At 63.2% G+C, this 16,943-nt stretch carries 18 protein-coding genes, 1 tRNA gene and 2 rRNA genes (1 of these 21 running past the window's edge); 8 read left to right on the top strand and 13 right to left on the bottom strand.

Annotated features, from left to right (window positions below; genetic code table 11):
- From NBY65_RS00495 to NBY65_RS00485, 3 genes are all read left to right on the top strand, one after another.
- Positions 1-2,639: ribosomal RNA gene (locus NBY65_RS00495) — 23S ribosomal RNA — on the top strand; it begins 98 nt to the left of the window's first position.
- A gap of 127 nt (positions 2,640-2,766) precedes the next feature.
- Positions 2,767-2,881 (top strand): 5S ribosomal RNA (rrf, locus tag NBY65_RS00490).
- Between the two features lie 65 nt (positions 2,882-2,946).
- Positions 2,947-3,023, top strand: a tRNA-Met gene (locus tag NBY65_RS00485).
- 61 nt (positions 3,024-3,084) lie between these two features.
- On the opposite strand, the gene NBY65_RS00480 is transcribed toward NBY65_RS00485, so the two are convergent.
- The 13 genes from NBY65_RS00480 to NBY65_RS00420 form a co-directional block, all read right to left on the bottom strand.
- Positions 3,085-3,678 carry a magnetochrome domain-containing protein gene (locus tag NBY65_RS00480; RefSeq protein ID WP_150045748.1) on the bottom strand — a complete coding sequence of 198 codons (594 nt, stop codon included), beginning with the start codon at positions 3,676-3,678 and terminating at the stop codon, positions 3,085-3,087.
- Positions 3,675-4,259, bottom strand: coding sequence for a hypothetical protein (locus tag NBY65_RS00475; RefSeq protein ID WP_150045747.1), 585 nt, complete (start codon positions 4,257-4,259; stop codon positions 3,675-3,677). The genes NBY65_RS00480 and NBY65_RS00475 overlap by 4 nt, the downstream gene beginning before the upstream one ends.
- Positions 4,256-5,176, bottom strand: coding sequence for a magnetosome biogenesis CDF transporter MamB (gene mamB, locus NBY65_RS00470; RefSeq protein ID WP_150045746.1), 921 nt, complete (start codon positions 5,174-5,176; stop codon positions 4,256-4,258). The genes NBY65_RS00475 and mamB overlap by 4 nt, the downstream gene beginning before the upstream one ends.
- The gene (locus NBY65_RS00465) at positions 5,173-5,424 is read right to left on the bottom strand and encodes a helix-turn-helix domain-containing protein (protein WP_162530920.1); all 252 of its coding nucleotides are present in this window, start codon (positions 5,422-5,424) and stop codon (positions 5,173-5,175) included. The genes mamB and NBY65_RS00465 overlap by 4 nt, the downstream gene beginning before the upstream one ends.
- A 38-nt stretch (positions 5,425-5,462) precedes the next feature.
- On the bottom strand, positions 5,463-6,323 hold the full coding sequence (locus tag NBY65_RS00460) for a LemA family protein (RefSeq protein ID WP_150045744.1): 861 nt from the start codon (positions 6,321-6,323) through the stop codon (positions 5,463-5,465).
- 44 nt (positions 6,324-6,367) lie between these two features.
- Complete coding sequence (locus NBY65_RS00455) at positions 6,368-7,018, bottom strand: tetratricopeptide repeat protein (RefSeq protein ID WP_150045743.1); 651 nt, start codon at positions 7,016-7,018, stop codon at positions 6,368-6,370.
- A 26-nt stretch (positions 7,019-7,044) separates the two neighbouring features.
- Positions 7,045-7,920: a magnetosome magnetite formation protein MamP gene (gene mamP, locus NBY65_RS00450; RefSeq protein WP_150045742.1), complete on the bottom strand. Its 876-nt coding sequence runs from the start codon at positions 7,918-7,920 to the stop codon at positions 7,045-7,047.
- A 54-nt stretch (positions 7,921-7,974) separates the two neighbouring features.
- Positions 7,975-8,163: a hypothetical protein gene (locus NBY65_RS00445; protein WP_150045741.1), complete on the bottom strand. Its 189-nt coding sequence runs from the start codon at positions 8,161-8,163 to the stop codon at positions 7,975-7,977.
- Complete coding sequence (gene feoB, locus NBY65_RS00440; RefSeq protein WP_150045740.1) at positions 8,160-10,199, bottom strand: ferrous iron transport protein B; 2,040 nt, start codon at positions 10,197-10,199, stop codon at positions 8,160-8,162. The genes NBY65_RS00445 and feoB overlap by 4 nt, the downstream gene beginning before the upstream one ends.
- A 57-nt stretch (positions 10,200-10,256) precedes the next feature.
- Positions 10,257-10,544, bottom strand: coding sequence for a FeoA family protein (locus NBY65_RS00435; RefSeq protein WP_162530919.1), 288 nt, complete (start codon positions 10,542-10,544; stop codon positions 10,257-10,259).
- 186 nt (positions 10,545-10,730) lie between these two features.
- Entirely contained in the window at positions 10,731-11,060 is a 330-nt protein-coding gene (locus tag NBY65_RS00430; RefSeq protein ID WP_150045738.1) for a hypothetical protein, read from the bottom strand.
- Between the two features lie 3 nt (positions 11,061-11,063).
- Complete coding sequence (locus tag NBY65_RS00425; RefSeq protein ID WP_250265607.1) at positions 11,064-11,537, bottom strand: magnetic particle specific iron-binding protein; 474 nt, start codon at positions 11,535-11,537, stop codon at positions 11,064-11,066.
- A 372-nt stretch (positions 11,538-11,909) separates the two neighbouring features.
- On the bottom strand, positions 11,910-13,286 hold the full coding sequence (locus NBY65_RS00420; RefSeq protein WP_150045838.1) for an IS701 family transposase: 1,377 nt from the start codon (positions 13,284-13,286) through the stop codon (positions 11,910-11,912).
- Positions 13,287-13,433: 147 nt separating this feature from the next.
- Between NBY65_RS00420 and NBY65_RS00415 the strand changes: the two genes are divergently transcribed.
- From NBY65_RS00415 to NBY65_RS00395, 5 genes are all read left to right on the top strand, one after another.
- Complete coding sequence (locus NBY65_RS00415) at positions 13,434-14,075, top strand: hypothetical protein (protein WP_150045837.1); 642 nt, start codon at positions 13,434-13,436, stop codon at positions 14,073-14,075.
- A 587-nt stretch (positions 14,076-14,662) separates the two neighbouring features.
- Positions 14,663-14,944, top strand: coding sequence for a hypothetical protein (locus tag NBY65_RS00410; RefSeq protein WP_150042969.1), 282 nt, complete (start codon positions 14,663-14,665; stop codon positions 14,942-14,944).
- Between the two features lie 52 nt (positions 14,945-14,996).
- A complete protein-coding gene (locus NBY65_RS00405) occupies positions 14,997-15,320 on the top strand; it encodes a hypothetical protein (protein ID WP_150042968.1) in 324 nt (107 codons plus the stop codon).
- Between the two features lie 15 nt (positions 15,321-15,335).
- Positions 15,336-16,703 (top strand): magnetosome biogenesis transporter MamH, encoded by a 1,368-nt coding sequence (gene mamH, locus NBY65_RS00400; RefSeq protein ID WP_150042967.1) that lies wholly within the window; start codon positions 15,336-15,338, stop codon positions 16,701-16,703.
- Positions 16,704-16,735: 32 nt separating this feature from the next.
- The gene (locus tag NBY65_RS00395; RefSeq protein WP_162530721.1) at positions 16,736-16,897 is read left to right on the top strand and encodes a hypothetical protein; all 162 of its coding nucleotides are present in this window, start codon (positions 16,736-16,738) and stop codon (positions 16,895-16,897) included.
- The last annotated feature ends 46 nt before the right edge of the window (positions 16,898-16,943 follow it).

Here is a 16,943-nt window from a genome sequence, read left to right as displayed (position 1 = left end):
GTTGATCCGTGGATATCCGAATGGGGAAACCCACCCTTAGGGGTATCCTGAACTGAATCCATAGGTTCAGGAGGCAAACCCGGGGAACTGAAACATCTCAGTACCCGGAGGAAAAGACATCAACAGAGATTCCGCTAGTAGTGGCGAGCGAACGCGGAACAGGCCAGTGGCCTGGCGATTGTAAGCAGAAGGGTCTGGAAAGGCCGGCCAGAGCGGGTGATAGCCCCGTATGCGTTTAGATCGTTGGGTCCTTGAGTAAGGCGGGACACGTGAAATCCTGTCTGAACATGGGGGGACCACCCTCCAAGCCTAAATACTCCCTGGTGACCGATAGCGAACAAGTACCGTGAGGGAAAGGTGAAAAGCACCCCGATGAGGGGAGTGAAATAGACCTGAAACCGAATGCCTACAAGCAGTCGGAGCCGCATCTGCGGTGACGGCGTACCTTTTGTATAATGGGTCAGCGAGTTTCTGTTCGCGGCAAGCTTAAGCCGATAGGCGTAGGCGCAGCGAAAGCGAGTCTGAACAGGGCGTTCAGTCGCGGGCAGAAGACCCGAAACCGAGTGATCTAGCCATGGCCAGGCTGAAGGTGGGGTAACACCCACTGGAGGGCCGAACCCACGCCTGTTGAAAAAGTCGGGGATGAGCTGTGGCTAGGGGTGAAAGGCCAATCAAACTCGGAAATAGCTGGTTCTCCGCGAAATCTATTGAGGTAGATCGTCGTGTGATCACCCTCGGGGGTAGAGCACTGGATGGGCTAGGGGGTCCCAAAGACTTACCAAACCTAACCAAACTCCGAATACCGAGGAGTGCAGCGCGGCAGACAGACGGTGGGTGCTAAGGTCCATCGTCGAGAGGGAAACAGCCCAGACCGCCAGCTAAGGCCCCCAAATCGTGGCTAAGTGGGAAAGGATGTGGGAATTCCAAAACAACCAGGAGGTTGGCTTAGAAGCAGCCATCCTTTAAAGAAAGCGTAATAGCTCACTGGTCTAATAGAAATCCTGCGCCGAAAATGTAACGGGGCTCAAGCCACGTGCCGAAGCTGCGGGTGCAGAGCAATCTGCGCGGTAGCGGAGCGTTCCGTAGGCCTGCGAAGGGAGTGGGGTGACCCCTCCTGGAGGTATCGGAAGTGCGAATGCTGACATGAGTAGCGACAAACAGTGTGAGAAACACTGTCGCCGAAAGTCCAAGGGTTCCTGCGCAAGGTTAATCCGCGCAGGGTGAGCCGGCCCCTAAGGCGAGGGCGAGAGCCGTAGTCGATGGGAACCAGGTTAAAATTCCTGGGCCTGCTGGAAGTGACGGATGTGAAACGTGGTGGGGGCTTATCGGATTGTCCCTGCGGCCGGAACATCCCGGGAAACAGCTCCAGCGTATAGACCGTACCCGAAACCGACACAGGTGGACTGGTAGAGTATACCAAGGCGCTTGAGAGAACGATGTCGAAGGAACTAGGCAAATTGCCCGCGTAACTTCGGGATAAGCGGGACCCGGCTGTGGGCAACCATGGTCGGGTGGCACAGACCAGGGGGTAGCGACTGTTTAGTAAAAACACAGGGCTCTGCGAAGTCGAGAGACGACGTATAGGGTCTGACGCCTGCCCGGTGCCGGAAGGTTAAGAGGAGGTGTGCGAGCACTGAATTGAAGCCCCGGTAAACGGCGGCCGTAACTATAACGGTCCTAAGGTAGCGAAATTCCTTGTCGGGTAAGTTCCGACCTGCACGAATGGCGTAACGACTTCCCCACTGTCTCCGGCATCGGCTCAGCGAAATTGAATTCCCCGTGAAGATGCGGGGTACCCGCGGTCAGACGGAAAGACCCTATGAACCTTTACTGCAGCTTTGCAGTGGCATTAGGAGAGCACTGTGTAGGATAGGTGGGAGGCTTTGAAACCGGGGCGCCAGCTTCGGCGGAGCCAACCTTGAAATACCACCCTGGGCGCTTCTGATGTCTAACCGCGATCGGTCAGCCCGATCCGGGACCCTGCATGGCAGGCAGTTTGACTGGGGCGGTCGCCTCCCAAATGGTAACGGAGGCGCGCGATGGTGGGCTCAGGCCGGTCGGACATCGGCTGCTGAGTGCAATGGCATAAGCCCGCCTGACTGCGAGAGCGACAGCTCGAGCAGAGACGAAAGTCGGCCATAGTGATCCGGTGGTCCCGCGTGGAAGGGCCATCGCTCAACGGATAAAAGGTACTCTAGGGATAACAGGCTGATCTCCCCCAAGAGTCCACATCGACGGGGAGGTTTGGCACCTCGATGTCGGCTCATCACATCCTGGGGCTGGAGCAGGTCCCAAGGGTTCGGCTGTTCGCCGATTAAAGTGGTACGTGAGCTGGGTTTAGAACGTCGTGAGACAGTTCGGTCCCTATCTGCCGTGGGTGAAGGAGACTTGCGAGGAGCTGTCCCTAGTACGAGAGGACCGGGATGGACGCACCTCTGGTGAACCGGTTGTCGCGCCAGCGGCACCGCCGGGTAGCTATGTGCGGACAAGATAACCGCTGAAAGCATCTAAGCGGGAAACTTCCCTCAAAACCAGGTCTCCCCGAGGGCCGTGCAAGACCAGCACGTCGATAGGCCGGATGTATACGCGCGGCAACGCGCTCAGCTAACCGGTCCTAATCGCCCAACAGGCTCGATCATCTCCCCCATCACGCACAGCAGTCATCCACACCAACCGCCACTCAGGCCTCACCACGCACACACACCGACGCAAACACCAGAACCTGCCCCCACACCCTGACACACACAATCAGGGTGGGTTTGACGACCTGGTGGCTCTGGCGGGGTCCCCCCACCCGATCCCATCCCGAACTCGGCCGTGAAATACCCCAGCGCCCATGGTACTGCGTCCTAAGACGCGGGAGAGTAGGTCGCCGCCAGGTCTTCAAACCCACCCTGACCCCACCACACCAACAATACCCATACACCCCTCAGTCGACAGCTTCACCGCGGGGTGGAGCAGCCCGGTAGCTCGTCAGGCTCATAACCTGAAGGTCATAGGTTCAAATCCTATCCCCGCAACCACCACTCCAACCGCCGCCAACGCACACGCGTCGGCGGCGGTTCGCGTTTGCGCCCATCCCTGTCAGTATTGCCAGATGAAATGGCTCACGTTCGGATCGATGGGTTGTTTCACGACGATGTCGTGGCACTTGATGCAGCGACCGGCTGGCGGATGAGGCATCCGGGCATCGGGCCAGATCGGCGGGCCCAGTTTGTGCAGCCGTGACAGTTCTTCAATGATCGCACCGACCGGTGTCTTGTATTGCGATCCCGGACCTGGCCCTCCGACATAAAGATGACAGTTGGTGCAGGGGCCAACATAGGGATGCGGCATTCCGGATCCTGCCTGGACCGGTGGGATGCGACGAATCCTCATCAGCTTGTAATCGGCGTCCTGATGGAACAGGCGCAGGACCGGGTCGAACAGCGCGGGGTCGACCGGGTGGGGCAGGGTACCGAGGTATCCACCGCTGATGACCCGCAATGACTCGTCCCGGGGCGGGCTGAAGATCGCTCGGCCGAACGTGAAGAAAAACAGCCCCACCATCACGATCATCAGCCCGGTAACGAGCGAAACCGTCAGCCAGCCTTGGTGTCGTTGCCAGTGCTGCTGGACTGCCTTGCCGAAAGCCGAGCCCGTCAGCCGAAGCCAGCCAACTCCTTCCCTTGGGATCACCGAGGCTGTCCAAGCCGATTGGACCACAAGGCAATCCCTTCATCCGAACGCAGTTGGCAGGGACGCCCGTTCACGCTGACGCTGCGCGCGTAGATCGGAACATCGGGGCCGACCGCATCGAAGCGGAACGCCAGGCCCGAGATGCGGTCATTGGGCGCCACGGTGCAGCCAAGGTGCAGCAGGAACCAGGTCGGCGCCAGCGACACCAGGGACGTGTCGCGCCGGGCCTCGTCGACGATCTGCACATGGACCTGTCCCCAGCCGATATCGCTCCCCAGCGTGTTGACCTCGACCACGCGCCCGGAAAAGCGCTCCGTGCGGGCCGTGGAGAACGGCACCAGGCCCTGCATGGCCACCGTCTGCATCTGCGCGCCGGCGGCCGCCTCGGCGGGCAACTGGGGCGCATTGAGGCCAGGCGTGCCGACCCCGGCTCCGGCCCCGACCGCCTCGGCGATCAGCCGGCCGGAGGGATCGAAGTCCGGGTCGTCGTCCAGCACGTCGTCGCTGACGATCACCGCCGCCAGCAGCACGGCGATGCCCAGGGCGGCCCCGACCAGGAGAACCAGTTTCTCGGCCTTCATGGCACGCTCCCCGGCAGGGCCTTCGCGATCCTGGTCGTCCGGCGTACCGGTGCAGGCGTCACGCCGACGCGCACCTCCCGCACATGCTCGACAGTCGCGAAAACCTTGTCGCGAATGGCCGAACAAATGAAATCCGACTCGAAGACCCTGCACTCGGCATCGAGGTAGACATTGATTTCAAGATGGATGTCCTGGCCGATGTTGCGACCCCGGATGAAGCGGATGCCCTGCACATGCGGTGTCGCCGCGGTCAGGCGATGAACCGTCCGCAGCGTCTGGGGGTCCAGCGAGGAGTCCATCAGCCCCCTGACGGCCGAGACGTTCAGGTCGAGCCCGATCTTGGCGACCATCAGGGCGACGAAGATCGCGGCGACGGCATCTGCAATAGGGAAGCCAAGGATCGCGACGACAATGCCGATCAGCACGCCGACCGAGGAGATGGCATCGGAACGATTGTCCCAGGCCACCGCGATCAGGGCCGGGCTGTTGTTCTTGCGGCCGGCACAGGCCTCGTAACGATACATGATCTCGTTGGTCACGATCGATACCAGCGCGCCCACCACTGCCAGCAGTGACGGCGCCTCCTGCGTGCCGCTGACGATCTTGCCGAAGGATTCGTAGATCCATGCCACCGAGCCGACGAACAGGATCAGGCCCACCACGGCCGATGAAATGAACTGGATGTTGCCAAGGCCGTACGGATAGTTCTCCCCGGGCTGCCGCTTCGAGACCCAGACGCTGGCCAGGGTCACCCAATCGGCGACCACGTCGGCCGCGGAATGCATCGCGTCGGCGACCAGCGCGGCACTGCCGCTGACCAGGCCCAGCACGCCCTTGAACACCATCAATGTGGCGTTCGCGGACATGCCCCACCAGACCACGCGATCCCCACAGGCCCTGCACTGGTTGCTTGTCATCGCTTGAGGAAATCCAACAGGCTTTGTCCCAGGACACGGTAATGGCCGCTGACCTTCATGCCGGGGATCGTCCCTTGCCGGATCAGCCGAACCAGGGATCTTCGCTCCAGGCGCAGCAGCCGGGCGGCTTCATCCACGGAATAGATCCGGTTCGGACGGATCTCGCGATAGAACTGGTCGTAAAGTTCGAAGACCGCCAGCGCGAGGGATGCGACCGCGCCGCCGCGCAACACCGCTGTCCAGATCATGGGTGCAACCGCTCCGCTGCGTAAAACGACTGTCCAGATCATTTGCGATCCCCCATGGTGCGTACCAGCGGGACCAGTTGCTGGAACAGCTCGGGTGTGATCTCCGTTGCGGTCATCGCGGATGCTGTCGCTTGGTTGTACTCGATCCGCCGGAAATTGCCCGCCATGGCCAGGTAGCGCCAGGGAAACGACGTCACTGCCGTGTTGTACTGGCGGAGCGCGCTATTGAATTCGATCCGGCGTTCGGTGATCCGGTCCTCCATCTCCACCAGCGCGGTCATGAGCTGCTTGTAGGTTTCCGAAGACTGGATGTTGGGATATTGCTCGGCCATCGCCAGCAGGCGGCCCATCATCCCTTCGAGCCCCTTGTCCCCGGAAAGGGTTTTCAGGATGTCCGGCCAGTTGGCATGACCCGGATCATCGGGCTTGTCAGAGCCGGGGGAAGGGGCTGTCGGCACGGCGGTCGATTTGCTGCCTTCGCGGATGAGCGCTTCGACGATGGCTTCGGGCAACTGGCCGTTCCTGGCGAGTTCCGTGCGCATCTCGGCGGTGTGCGAGAAAACCGCATGCTCCAGCGCCGCATGATTGAGCGTGAGCTTGACCAGATTGGCGAGCAGGTTGCTGCGCCGCTGCAGGGCCGCATCGAGATTGGCCGAGCGGGAGAGCGTTTCCTCCCGCAGGGTGATGAAGGAATTGATCATGTAATACACGACGCTCACCGCGACGGAGACGGTGATCAGCGAGATGACCAGCAGCGTCCGCACCCAACGGACCGGGCGCTGCGGCCGCTTGGCGGGGGGGCGATAGAGTTCGGACAGCAGCCGCTCGGAACGCTGGAGGCGATGCAACTGGATCCCGAACGTGTCGTCGTTCGATGGGTCCGGGGGAGGTTTTGCCATGGTTCAGGTTCCAGATGCGTCGGGCATGCCGGGACGGCGGCCTCTCAATCGGTCCTGGTGTCATCAAGCCGGTCGGCCTGACTGAAATAGCTCATGGCCTTTTCCCGTTCTCCGAGCTGCTCATGGGCATAGGCGAGGCGGCGCATCACCTTCACCGCATAGGGCCGCAACTGCAGGGCGCGCTCGAAGCCGGGGATTGCCTCGGCGTACCGGCCGAGCTTGTCCAGGGTCGATCCCAGGCGAAACTGCACGCTGAAATTGTCGGGGAAAACTTCCGCAGCCAACGCCAGCAGCGGCAAAGCGCGCTCGTGCTCCTCGATCTGCGCATAGGCAATGCCGAGGATCTTGGCGATGGCGGGATCGCTGCCTGCCCGTGTCCGGGCCTCTTCCAGCAACGCCATTCCCGCCTCCTTGCTGCCGAGGCGCAGCAGGCACAGGCCGCGGTACAACATGATGGTCGCATCTTCGGGCTGGATCCCGGCCACGACGTCCAGCAGCGGCAAGGCACGGGCGAACCTGCCTTCCCTGGCGTGCTCGATGCCCCGTTGGCGGTAATAGGCAAAGCGGGTGTCGTCATCGATGGAGAAGGCCGACTGGAATCCGGCGATCAGGTGGTTGGTCCACCGGCTCACCAGCGTCGAGGAGTAGTCCCAATAAAGACCGACGGCATCGGGAAATGGTATCTTTGGGCTCATGGGCTCCCTCGTCTGGGCGGGCGTCGTCACCGGGTGATCACGTGGCAGGCCTCGCAGGGGCCGCGATCCTCGTGGGGGCGATTGCTGCCGGCAGCGAGACGCGAGGAGATCGGCGGCGGCGGCAAGGTGATCAGGTCGGGGTCGGGGCGCAGTTCGAAGCCGGTGCCGATGTTGTGGCACTGGGTGCAGGGGCCGCGGCTGGCATGGGGCCTGGGATCCCCGGCCTTGATCATCGGGGCCCCTTCCGCCTGGGCGAATCCCAGCTCCCGGTCGCCGACGATCATCAGCGTCTGCCGGACCATCGTGAAGCGGTTGCTCGCCGGCTCTGTCGACCGGGTCTTGCGGAGGAACGTCACTGTCGTCTGCTTCAGGTTGGCAATGGCACGGGTCGCGTCCTGGAAGCCGGCGAGCGTGGTGACCGGCTGGCCGGCGACGGCGATGATGACATCGCCCCCGAGCAGGCCGGCCCGTGCCGCCGTGAGCGTCACTTCACCCACCAGGATTCCCTCCAGTCCCTGGGGGTAACGCAGCTTCCGGCGCAGCTCGGCGGTCAGCTCGCGCCCATCCAGTCCCTGCCAGTGCACTTCGAACAGTTGCACCGTGGCGGGAAGGTAGTTGGGCGCGACCTGGGACGATGGCGTGACGTCCGGATCAAGCGGCAGGGCCACCGGAACGGGAACTGCCGCCGCCATGACCGGGGGCGTGGCGTTGACCGCGGCAACCGGCACGGCGCGCCGCAGCCCCTCGAGGCCCAGACCGCCGCCCAGCAGATCGGAGGCGGTTCCCTGTGCCGATGGGTCCGTCGCACGCCGGAACCAGCCGAAGCCCTGGGTCCCGACGCCGATCACCACCAGCGTAGCCACCGCGAGCATTGTCACACTGATCAGTTTCTCCTGTTTCACGCTGCAGACTTTCCAAGGGACGTGCTTGCCAGGCGTCCTGGCACCACCGGGGCGTCAGGCCTGGTCGGGCCGACCCGGCATGGTTCTGGCGGTGCCGCAGGCTTTCGCGCAGCCGCAACCGCGGGCGCAGCCATTGGCGCGCGAGGTCAGGAAGATCAACCGCAACCGGCGCAGGATCAGGCCCAGGCATCCCAGGCCGATCACCGTCAGCCCGGCCACGTCCCACCAGGATTGCGACATCATGGCAAAATCCATCCTCCGATGGTGCTGGCGGCGAAGGCCAGCGTCCAGGCGATCACCAGCGAGGCCGCCAGCGAGAGGCCGGCCCAGCGCCAGCTTCCCGATTCCCGGCGGATCACCGCGAGCGTGGTCAGGCACGGCGTATAGAGCAGCACGAAGACCATGAAGGCGAGCGCCGTGGCCGGCGACATGCTGTGGCTGATGGCCTGGCGCAGCCCGTCCGATCCCTTTTCCTGGGCGTTCAGCACGGCGAAGGTGCTGACCACGGTTTCCTTGGCGACCAGGCCGGTGAGGATGGCCACGGTATCGGTCTGGCCGAATCCCAGAGGTGCGAGCACCGGGGAGATCGCCGCGGCGATCCGGCCGAGATAGGTCGTGGCGAAGCGCGCCTGGCCGGAGACGGATTCCGGCACGGTCGGATATTGCTGCAGGAACCAGATCGCCACCGCCCCGATCACGATCACGCCCCCGACCTTGCGCAGGAAATCGAGCGCGCTGTCCCAGACCTGGTAGCCCAGCACCGCCAGGGCCGGGCGTCGGTACGGGGGCAGTTCCATGGTGAAGCTCTCCGCTTCGCCTGCCACGATCAGGCGATCGAACATCACCGCGGCCCCCAGCGAGACCAGCATGCTCAGGCCATAGAGCGCGAACACCACGCTTCCCGCCCAGCGATCGAAGAAGCTGCCGGCGAACAGCACGAATACCGGCAGCCGGGCCGAGCAACTGACATAGGGGGCGGCCAGGATGGCGATCAGGCGGGAGCGTGGCGTCTCGATGGTGCGCGTCGCCATGACCGCGGTGGCGTTGCAGCCGAATCCCATGATCAGGGGGATCATGGCCTTACCGTGCAGGCCGAAGGCCCGCATGGCCCGGTCGAGCAGGAAGGCGATCCGGGCCAGGTAGCCGGTCTCGCTCAGCACCGCCATGAAGAAGAACAGGATGACGATGTTGGGCAGGAACACGATGGTTCCGCCGATTCCGGCGAGGATGCCGTTGCAGATCAGGTCGTGCAGCCGGCCGGGCGGCAGGACGTCTTCCACCAGGCCGGTCGTCCCCTGCACCGCATCGCTGATCCAGCCGCTCGGGATCGCGCCCAGGGTGAAGGTCGCCTGGAACATCATCCACATCAGCATGGCGAGGATCGGCAGGCTCCACCACCGGTGCAGCAGCAGGCGGTCGAGATACTGGGCCAGGTGGGCGAAGGGTGGCGGTGTTGCGGTGGTGCGCTCGACCTGTTGCAGCGTCTCGTCGATCCAGCGGAAGCGGGCATGGGCGATCATCGCGGCGCATTCCTCGCCCTGCTCCCGCTCCATGGCGGCACAGAGATCGCGCACCAGGGCGATCAGCGCGGGATGGTCGCCTTCGCGCTCCAGCAGGGCGCTGTCGCCTTCCAGCAGCTTGACCGCCAGCCAGCGGCTTTCCTGCCGCCCCAGTGAGGTGGGATGGAGCTCGGCCACCGTGGCGGCGATGCGGTCGATGGCGGCTTCGAGGGCAGGGGGATAATGGACCGGCGTGGCCGGTGCCGACGGCGGCTGTCCGGCCACCGCCATGACGGCGTCGAGCACTTCCGGCGTGCCGGCGCCGATGACGGCGATGGTTTCCACCACCGGTCCGCCCAGCGCTGCTGCCAGGGCGGCGGTGTCGATGATGATGCCGCGGCCGCGCGCCTCGTCGCACATGTTCAGCGCGAACACGCAGGGCCGTCCCATTTCCAGCAGTTGCAGGCTCAGGAACAGGCTGCGCCGCAGATTGGCGGCATCGAGCACGTTGACCACCACATCCGGCCGGTCACGCTCGATGGCCTCGCAGGCGGCGCGCTCTTCCGGCAGGCGGCCATTGAGGGTGTAAAGCCCCGGCAGATCGACCACGCGCAGCGTCAGGCCGCAGTGCCGCAGCCTGCTCGCAAGCGGCGTCACCGTCACCCGCGGGTAATTGGCCACCATCCCGCGCGCGCGGGTCAGGTGGTTGAACAACGCGGTCTTGCCGCTGTTGGGATTGCCGGTGAGGGAAACAGTGATGGATGCAGCCCCGCCGTCCATGGACTCCTCATGACCGCATGCAGGAAACGCGCTGGCGGTACCCGATCGTCGTGGCGGTCAGGGCCTGTGCAGGCGGGGCGTGTGCGGGCGGGGCACCGGCTGCCACGCGGCCGACAACAGCACGTTCCGGGCGTCTTCGTTGCGCAGCGACAGGCGATAGCCCCGCAACCTGTAGGCGCAGGGATTGCCCATCGGCGCGACCCAGTCGAGCACGATCTCGGCGCCGCGGATCATTCCAAGCGCGGTCAACCGGCGCTTCAATGTTTCATTTTCCCTGGTGATGCCGAGTACGACGCCGTGTTGACCCGGCTCGAGGTCGGCCAGGGTCAAAGGCAGCGGCAACAATGTTGGTAATTCCCGGGCATCACGATTGAACCATGACATCGTGGAAGGTCCTTACGGGGCGGCGGGACGGAAGAGAGCGAGGCGGAAAGATCCGGCATTCCGCCTGGCCTCGATCGAGGTCTGCCTGCAAGGAATTTTCATTCGCAACAACCTCCCGACCACCCCGGTGAGCCCGGCGCGAAAGCGTCACAACTTCGCAGCCAGATCGTAAATCAGGGGAAACTTCCAGGTTTTTCCCAACAGAACCGAAATCACGCCGGCGACCGACAGGATCAGGATCAGGTTGGCGGAAAAGTGGAAGAACCAGCCGCCGAATCCGGGCAACGACAAAGCCATCAGGGCAAGCACGCCCCACGCCCAGATTACCAGGCCCTGGCGTGCGTGGAACTGAACGAAGGGAGAGCGGTTTCCGAACAGGAGCGGGATGAAGCAGAGAATGCCCAGATAGCTCATGATCGCCAGAAGTATGGGCCGGGTCGCTGCCGTTGGTTCGGCATCCTCCTCACCCGGGATCATGGTTCAGCTCCGGGACAGCGTGGGTTCGTCATCGGAGAAGGCATCGTTCAGCTCTTCGCCTTCCTCGCCCGGTTCCGCATGCTGTTCGCGCTGCTTGTAGTATTGGACGCAGCCATAGACGATGGCGGCTCCCCCGGCCAGGACCAGCAGCGGGCCCATGGCCCCGAGGCCGATCCCCAATCCGAGGCTCAGTCCCTTTCCGGTCCAGATCGTGCCGCCGGTGGCCAGGGCCTTGGCGCCGGTCAGCGCCGATCCTCCCGGTGCCGCGGCATGGCCGACCAGCCCGGTGCCCTTGCCGGCGACAATGGTGGCGCCTTTGCCGGCGGCCCCCCCCAATGTCTTGGTGCCAGCTATTTTTGCACCCGCGATATTAGCGCCGCCGGTTCCTTTTGCGGCCGCCATCTGGCGGGCAACCTCATTTTCCACTTCGCCGACCGGAGGTACGGCTGCTGCAGCCGCCGTTTGAGGGGTGGCCATCGTTATTGTTCTCCTCGGCTTCAGTCTGGGGGGTGTTGCCCAAAACTGGTGATTTCACGATCTGCATGCGTTCGCAGCCGTGTCGGATCATGAGCCGGTAGGTTCAGCGGAAATTAAGGAAGAACAATTTCATTGGAAAGTCAATATCTATCAGAAGTTATCCCAGTTAATTGTTAATATCGCGTGAGGGTCAATTATGTGCTTTGTTCAATTCGAGCGTTGGTCGGGTTCTAATTTATGCAGTTAATATAATATAACGTGATCAAAACCTAATGTGGCAAATTTTCTACAAACTTTTGATGCATGCGCATTCGTTCTATGAGTGACGAATCACCGATAAAGGTGTGTAGCCTTAGCTGGACATTCGCCATTTCAAGCGGCGTAGCAGGCCAAGTCTATCAAGGTGTTGAGTGTGGCTGCAGGAATTTTTGTCGGATCGAACATCTGCCGGGACCCTCGTAAATTGCCATGAGTCCATAGCTGCCGCCGCACGGCGGCAAGGGCGTCGCTGAAGGTTGGCAGTGATTTCCGGTACCAGCTCGCGAGCCGAACCGCAGGTGGGCGCGTGGCGTACAGGTTATTGGCCCACAGCGTGACCAGCGAAAACAAGCTGAGCAGGAACGGCGTGGTACGGGCGATCGCCAGGTCGGACCACTGCCGTTGGGTTTCGACGCCGAGGTGACGACGGACCTCGGAAAAAGTGACCTCGACCGACCAGCGGCGAACAAACCAACGGAGGATGTCGAGCGGATCAGCCTGGAGGTCGGTGCAGAGGAACGCTTGCGGCTCGAGTTTGCCCTTCGGGTCGCGCACCAGGACGTAGCGGATCGGAACGCGGTGGCCGGGCTTGTGCCATAGGGCGGTGCCGGAGACGATCTCGAGGGTTCTTTCGCCACGACCATACCATCCGGTCACCTGCAGAGGACACCAGCGTGTTCTCGGGTTGGCGAGGCGTTGCTTCAATGTGGGTTGGCGCTTGCCGACGAGGCGCGGGCGCCCGCGCTGGCCGGGCCTTCGCCGCGGTGGTGGGTGGTAAAGTCCGGCGTCGAGCCGCAGGCGGGTGATCATGGTGACCCAAGGGCGCACGTCGTTGAGCAGCTCGATGGCAGCGAAGCTGGCGTCGCCGACGCCGATGACGCGCCGGTCCGGGAGCCAGAGGGCCGCCTGGATCAGACCCTGCCGCGCCCAATCGGTGAGCTTTTTGTACTGGCGCTCTCCCGGCCTGTGCGTCTGCCAATACCGCAGCGAGGGGGCCAAGATGGTCAGGAATGGCAGCGCCCAGACGCGCCCGGCCCACGGGATCTCAGGCAGCACCATGAACGAAAGCCAGCGCAGGCCGCTCGCCTTGACGAAATGGCCGCGTGAGGAGCGTACCGGATCGCGGTAAATGCCACGTGCCTTGATTTTGATCCCCCATCGCCGCTCGATCGTGTCGTCGGGGCCGATCACGACCGGCTCGCCCTTCGGGACGAAGGTGTCGACGAGGAGGCGGAGCAGGCAGCCAGACAACCAGCGGTCGGACCATGTGTTGCGGCTCAGCACGCGGTGGTAGTTGCTGAAGCGTCGGACCTGGCCCAGTCCCATGACGCGCAGCACGGACGCGATCGTCCGCCGACCCGGGACGAGGATCGCGCCCGCCACCAGGACCAGCACGCGCTGCCAGGTCGGCGCGGTGAACGCCGCCTCGAATGGCTGCATCCAGGTTCCCAGCCTGCCTGCTGCGAACCCCCCGGCGTCAGTTGCCGACATCTGGTTCTCCCCGTACGACGCGCTGGCAAGCTTCGGCACAGACGGGCTGGCGGGGAATCCCGGCGTCTCTCAAAATCGGGTCACCGGCGTTGCGCCGTCCTGTCGCGCCGGTCGCGTTGCGTGAGCTTGTCGCCTCGGGAGGCAGGAATGACACGCCGGGAAATCCTCCATCGGTATCGCCGCCTGCGCGCGATCACTACCGACCATCACAGGGCCGCGCTGCGGTTCCTGGCCGCGGACACGATGCTCGACCAGGCGCGGCGCCTGGGAATGCGGGCCGGGCCATCGCTGGTTGTCGACGACGTCAAGGAGCTCTCGGTGCTCTACGAGTTTGCTCTTTACACTGCCAGGGCAGGTCGTTCGCGCGCCATCGACCGCTACGCGCGTGCCACCCCGCTGCCGGTCGGTTCCGATGAGGCACTCACGCTCGAGGCATTGCGTCTGGCCCGCTTCTCGCTTTGGCGTGTCGAGCGCCGCCACGACGTCACCGGCCTCATGGTGAGCGATCTTCGGAATGGATCCGCGCTGTGGCTGATCGACGAAGGCATGCAGGCGAGCGTTGCAAACGGCTGGGTATTCGCCGCCCGGATCTTGCAGCCAGACTGCTTCGCCATGACCAATGGCTTGATCGTGCCGGTGCAGCAGCAGACTATCGACAAGCTGGTCACCGGCGGGCAGGTCTCATGCCGGTCGGATCAGGCAGGCGCAGCCGACGAAAGCCGCTTCGCCGCCGAGGTCTACCGTGACGCTCTCGACAACCGGCTTCTGGATCGCGTCGCCTTCAAGTGACCCCATCCGTCAGCCGCAGCGAGCATCCCGAAAATGGCGAAAGTCGAGCTTAGTTCCGCGCTGGTGTGAGTGGTTCAATGTAATGCGTGTTCAGATTTGATATATGTGACATCTTGTTGGCGGGATCTCTATTTGATGCTTTCGGTAGAATTTTAATCGGACGAAATAATCATTCTTCATCAGCGTTATTATCTTGGTGCGATTATCGCCTAGCATATGCATGATAATGAGGAGAAATAGAAATATATTTTGGCAATACAGCTCTGTTGAGTGCGGCGCCGTAATAAAGCCCTTGCTATCTCATTGGTTTCGCGGTGATGAAATTTTGCGAAGCGCCCCGCAACTGTTATATTAAATGTGGCGTAGTATATTTTTGATTATTTGGTGACTATCTTGATTTTGTTGAAGACGTTTTGATAAAATCTGGACGGTGATAGAATAGAAATACGTTTTGCCAGAATATCCGATCTGGTAATGCGGCTGGCAACGAGATCTGCATTGAGTGTGATGTCCGGGGTGGAACGCCGGCAGGGGCTTTCGTCGCCGGGTTCGCACCGGGCAAGGGTGCGTCGGAAGGCGTTGCAGCAATGATCGAAATGGCGGGACCGCTGGCCTCGGCCGGTAGGATGACGCATGGCACAGCCAAGGCGGCAATGACCAAGGGGGCGATTGCCAAGGGTGTCGTGGCCGGGGCCCCATGGCTCGGGGGCAAGGGACTCTGCCTTGGTCTGGGGATCGGCCTGGGTGTCTGGGGGCCGCTGGCACTGGTCGGGCTGGGGGCAGCTGCGGCCTACACACTCTGCAAAAGCCGTCATGCTGCAAAATCGTTGGAAAATCATAATGAATATGTCCCCGAGGGCGCCGGGTGAGTCAAAGGGCGTGCCGGCGCCTGGGCATATTCCCTCATGAGGAGGAGCAGACATGGATTCCGCTTCGATCGGGACGTCAGGCGGCTTGCGGTCCCGGCTTCTGGCAGCCCTGAGCTATCTTGGAATCCTGTGCTTCGTGCCCTTGCTGTTCAGCCGTGACGACGAATTCGTCCAGTTTCATGCCCGGCAGGGCCTGGTGCTGTGGATGTGGGGCGTGCTGGCGATCTTCGCGCTCAGCCTGCCGGGAATCGGGCGCTGGTTCTTCAGTTTTTCGAGCATGGTGATCATGCTGCTCTCGGCGATCGGGCTGATCTCGGTGCTGCTGGAAAAGGCCTGGCGGCTGCCGTTCATCTATGGTCTCGCGGCGCGGCTGTGATCCACGCATGACGCGATGGCCGGATCCCGCACGGCAGGCTCCGGCATGGTGATCGCCCCGCATCGCTGGAACGCGCTTTATCTGCTGGCGGCCATCACCATGCTGTTCATGACCCTGGCCACGGCCATGCAGCCGCTGTACTTGCGCAACGTCCTCGGCATTTCCTTCAGCAGCGCCGGCGTGATCAATGCGAATGTCCAGGTCGTCACCGAAGTCCTGACCCTGGTGGTGATCGGTTATCTCGGCGTCCTGTCCGATCGCTTTGGCCGGGTGCCGATCGTGGTGGTGGGCTTCCTGGTCGGGGCCGTGGGGGGCGTGCTGGCGCCGTTCAGTCGCGAACTGGGGGCACTGATCGGTATCGGCGGTCTCGTGCTCTACTACTTCGCCCGGATCGTGATGGCGATCGGCAGCAGTGCGGTCTGGCCCCAACTGGCAACCCTGGCCGGTGACTTCACCACATACCAGAACCGGCCGCAGCAGATGGCCAATGCCGCCTTCATGATGGCATTCGGCAGCACGCTGGTGTTCGCGGTGCTGATGCAGCTTCCCGGCCATGCCGGGATCGTCCCCGTCATGCTGCTGAACGGCGCGATCGGGGCGATCGGGGCGATGCTGGCCAGCCGGTTCCTGGCCGACGTGGCGCCCCGGCGCCACGGGCAAGCGCTGCCATGGCGCAGCATCCGGCTCCTGTTGCAGCAGGAGCCGCGATTGCGGATCGCCTTCGCCGCCGCGCTGTTCTCGCGCAGCGATATCATATTGATCGGCCTTTTTTTCATGTTGTGGACGATCTATTTCGCCGATCTGGTGGGGCTGGACCAGGCCGCCGCCGCGGCCCATGCCGGCAGGATGATCGGGCTGGTGGGGCTGGTGGTGATGGTGACCACATTGCTGTGGGGGCAGTTGATCCAGCGCCTCGGCCGGGTCAATGCCATCATCGTTGCCCTGGCCGTCTCCGGCGCTGGTTTCGTGGCGATGGGCTTCGTGGTCACGCCGTTCGGCTGGTACGTCTTCGTGCCGATGGTGGTGATGGCGCTGGGCCAGGCCGGGGCGTTGCTGGCGCCGGATATCCTGGCTTTCGATCTGGCCCCCGACGACCTGCGCGGCGCCGTGATGGGGCTGCTCAATGTGATGGGCGGAATCGGCCTGGTGATCATCCTGCAGGTCGGCGGCATCCTCTTCGATGCGGTCGGGCCTTATGCGCCCTTCGTGTTCGCGGGATGCGGCAATCTGCTGGTGGTGGCCTATGCGCTGTTCCTCTCATACCGCCATCGCGGTGCCGCCATCGTGGAGGGTCCCGCCCGTGCCGGTGGCGACGAGGGGATGGAGGAATTCGGCCCGGACGTCGATGCGCGCGGCCGTTTCCTGAACGGTGGTCGGGCCTAGGTGTCAAGGGAGGGACAGGAATGCCAAGTATCATGATTGGATTGCTCGCGATTGCCCTCGGGCTGGCGGGACTGAGTGCCTGGTGGTGGTCGGTGGTCGAACTGATCCGTGGCGTGCTGCCGCTGCTCCTGGTGGCATTCGGCGTCCTGGCGCTGGCGGCGGGCCTGTCGGCGGCGCGCCACGAATCGCTCTGATCCTGCCGGGCGCGCGGCGGCCGGCGTGGAGGGTTGCCCCGGTGAG

The sequence above is a fragment of the Rhodovastum atsumiense genome (genome assembly GCF_937425535.1).
In the GTDB taxonomy this organism is placed as follows: Bacteria; Pseudomonadota; Alphaproteobacteria; order Acetobacterales; family Acetobacteraceae; genus Rhodovastum; species Rhodovastum atsumiense.
The sequence above is the reverse complement of the archived record's forward strand: the minus strand, read 5'-3'. Positions and strand labels throughout refer to the sequence as shown.

Excerpts from the sequence above, each read along its gene's own strand:
- NBY65_RS00475 (WP_150045747.1), bottom strand. The coding sequence starts at position 4,259 with ATGAAGGCCGAGAAACTGGTTCTCCTGGTCGGGGCCGCCCTGGGCATC.
- mamB (WP_150045746.1), bottom strand. The coding sequence starts at position 5,176 with ATGACAAGCAACCAGTGCAGGGCCTGTGGGGATCGCGTGGTCTGGTGG.
- NBY65_RS00465 (WP_162530920.1), bottom strand. The coding sequence starts at position 5,424 with ATGATCTGGACAGCGGTGTTGCGCGGCGGCGCGGTCGCATCCCTCGCG.
- NBY65_RS00460 (WP_150045744.1), bottom strand. The coding sequence starts at position 6,323 with ATGGCAAAACCTCCCCCGGACCCATCGAACGACGACACGTTCGGGATC.
- NBY65_RS00455 (WP_150045743.1), bottom strand. The coding sequence starts at position 7,018 with ATGAGCCCAAAGATACCATTTCCCGATGCCGTCGGTCTTTATTGGGAC.
- NBY65_RS00445 (WP_150045741.1), bottom strand. The coding sequence starts at position 8,163 with ATGATGTCGCAATCCTGGTGGGACGTGGCCGGGCTGACGGTGATCGGC.
- feoB (WP_150045740.1), bottom strand. The coding sequence starts at position 10,199 with ATGGACGGCGGGGCTGCATCCATCACTGTTTCCCTCACCGGCAATCCC.
- NBY65_RS00430 (WP_150045738.1), bottom strand. The coding sequence starts at position 11,060 with ATGATCCCGGGTGAGGAGGATGCCGAACCAACGGCAGCGACCCGGCCC.
- NBY65_RS00425 (WP_250265607.1), bottom strand. The coding sequence starts at position 11,537 with ATGGCCACCCCTCAAACGGCGGCTGCAGCAGCCGTACCTCCGGTCGGC.
- NBY65_RS00420 (WP_150045838.1), bottom strand. The coding sequence starts at position 13,286 with ATGTCGGCAACTGACGCCGGGGGGTTCGCAGCAGGCAGGCTGGGAACC.
- NBY65_RS00415 (WP_150045837.1), top strand. The coding sequence starts at position 13,434 with ATGACACGCCGGGAAATCCTCCATCGGTATCGCCGCCTGCGCGCGATC.
- NBY65_RS00410 (WP_150042969.1), top strand. The coding sequence starts at position 14,663 with ATGATCGAAATGGCGGGACCGCTGGCCTCGGCCGGTAGGATGACGCAT.
- NBY65_RS00405 (WP_150042968.1), top strand. The coding sequence starts at position 14,997 with ATGGATTCCGCTTCGATCGGGACGTCAGGCGGCTTGCGGTCCCGGCTT.
- mamH (WP_150042967.1), top strand. The coding sequence starts at position 15,336 with ATGGCCGGATCCCGCACGGCAGGCTCCGGCATGGTGATCGCCCCGCAT.
- NBY65_RS00395 (WP_162530721.1), top strand. The coding sequence starts at position 16,736 with ATGATTGGATTGCTCGCGATTGCCCTCGGGCTGGCGGGACTGAGTGCC.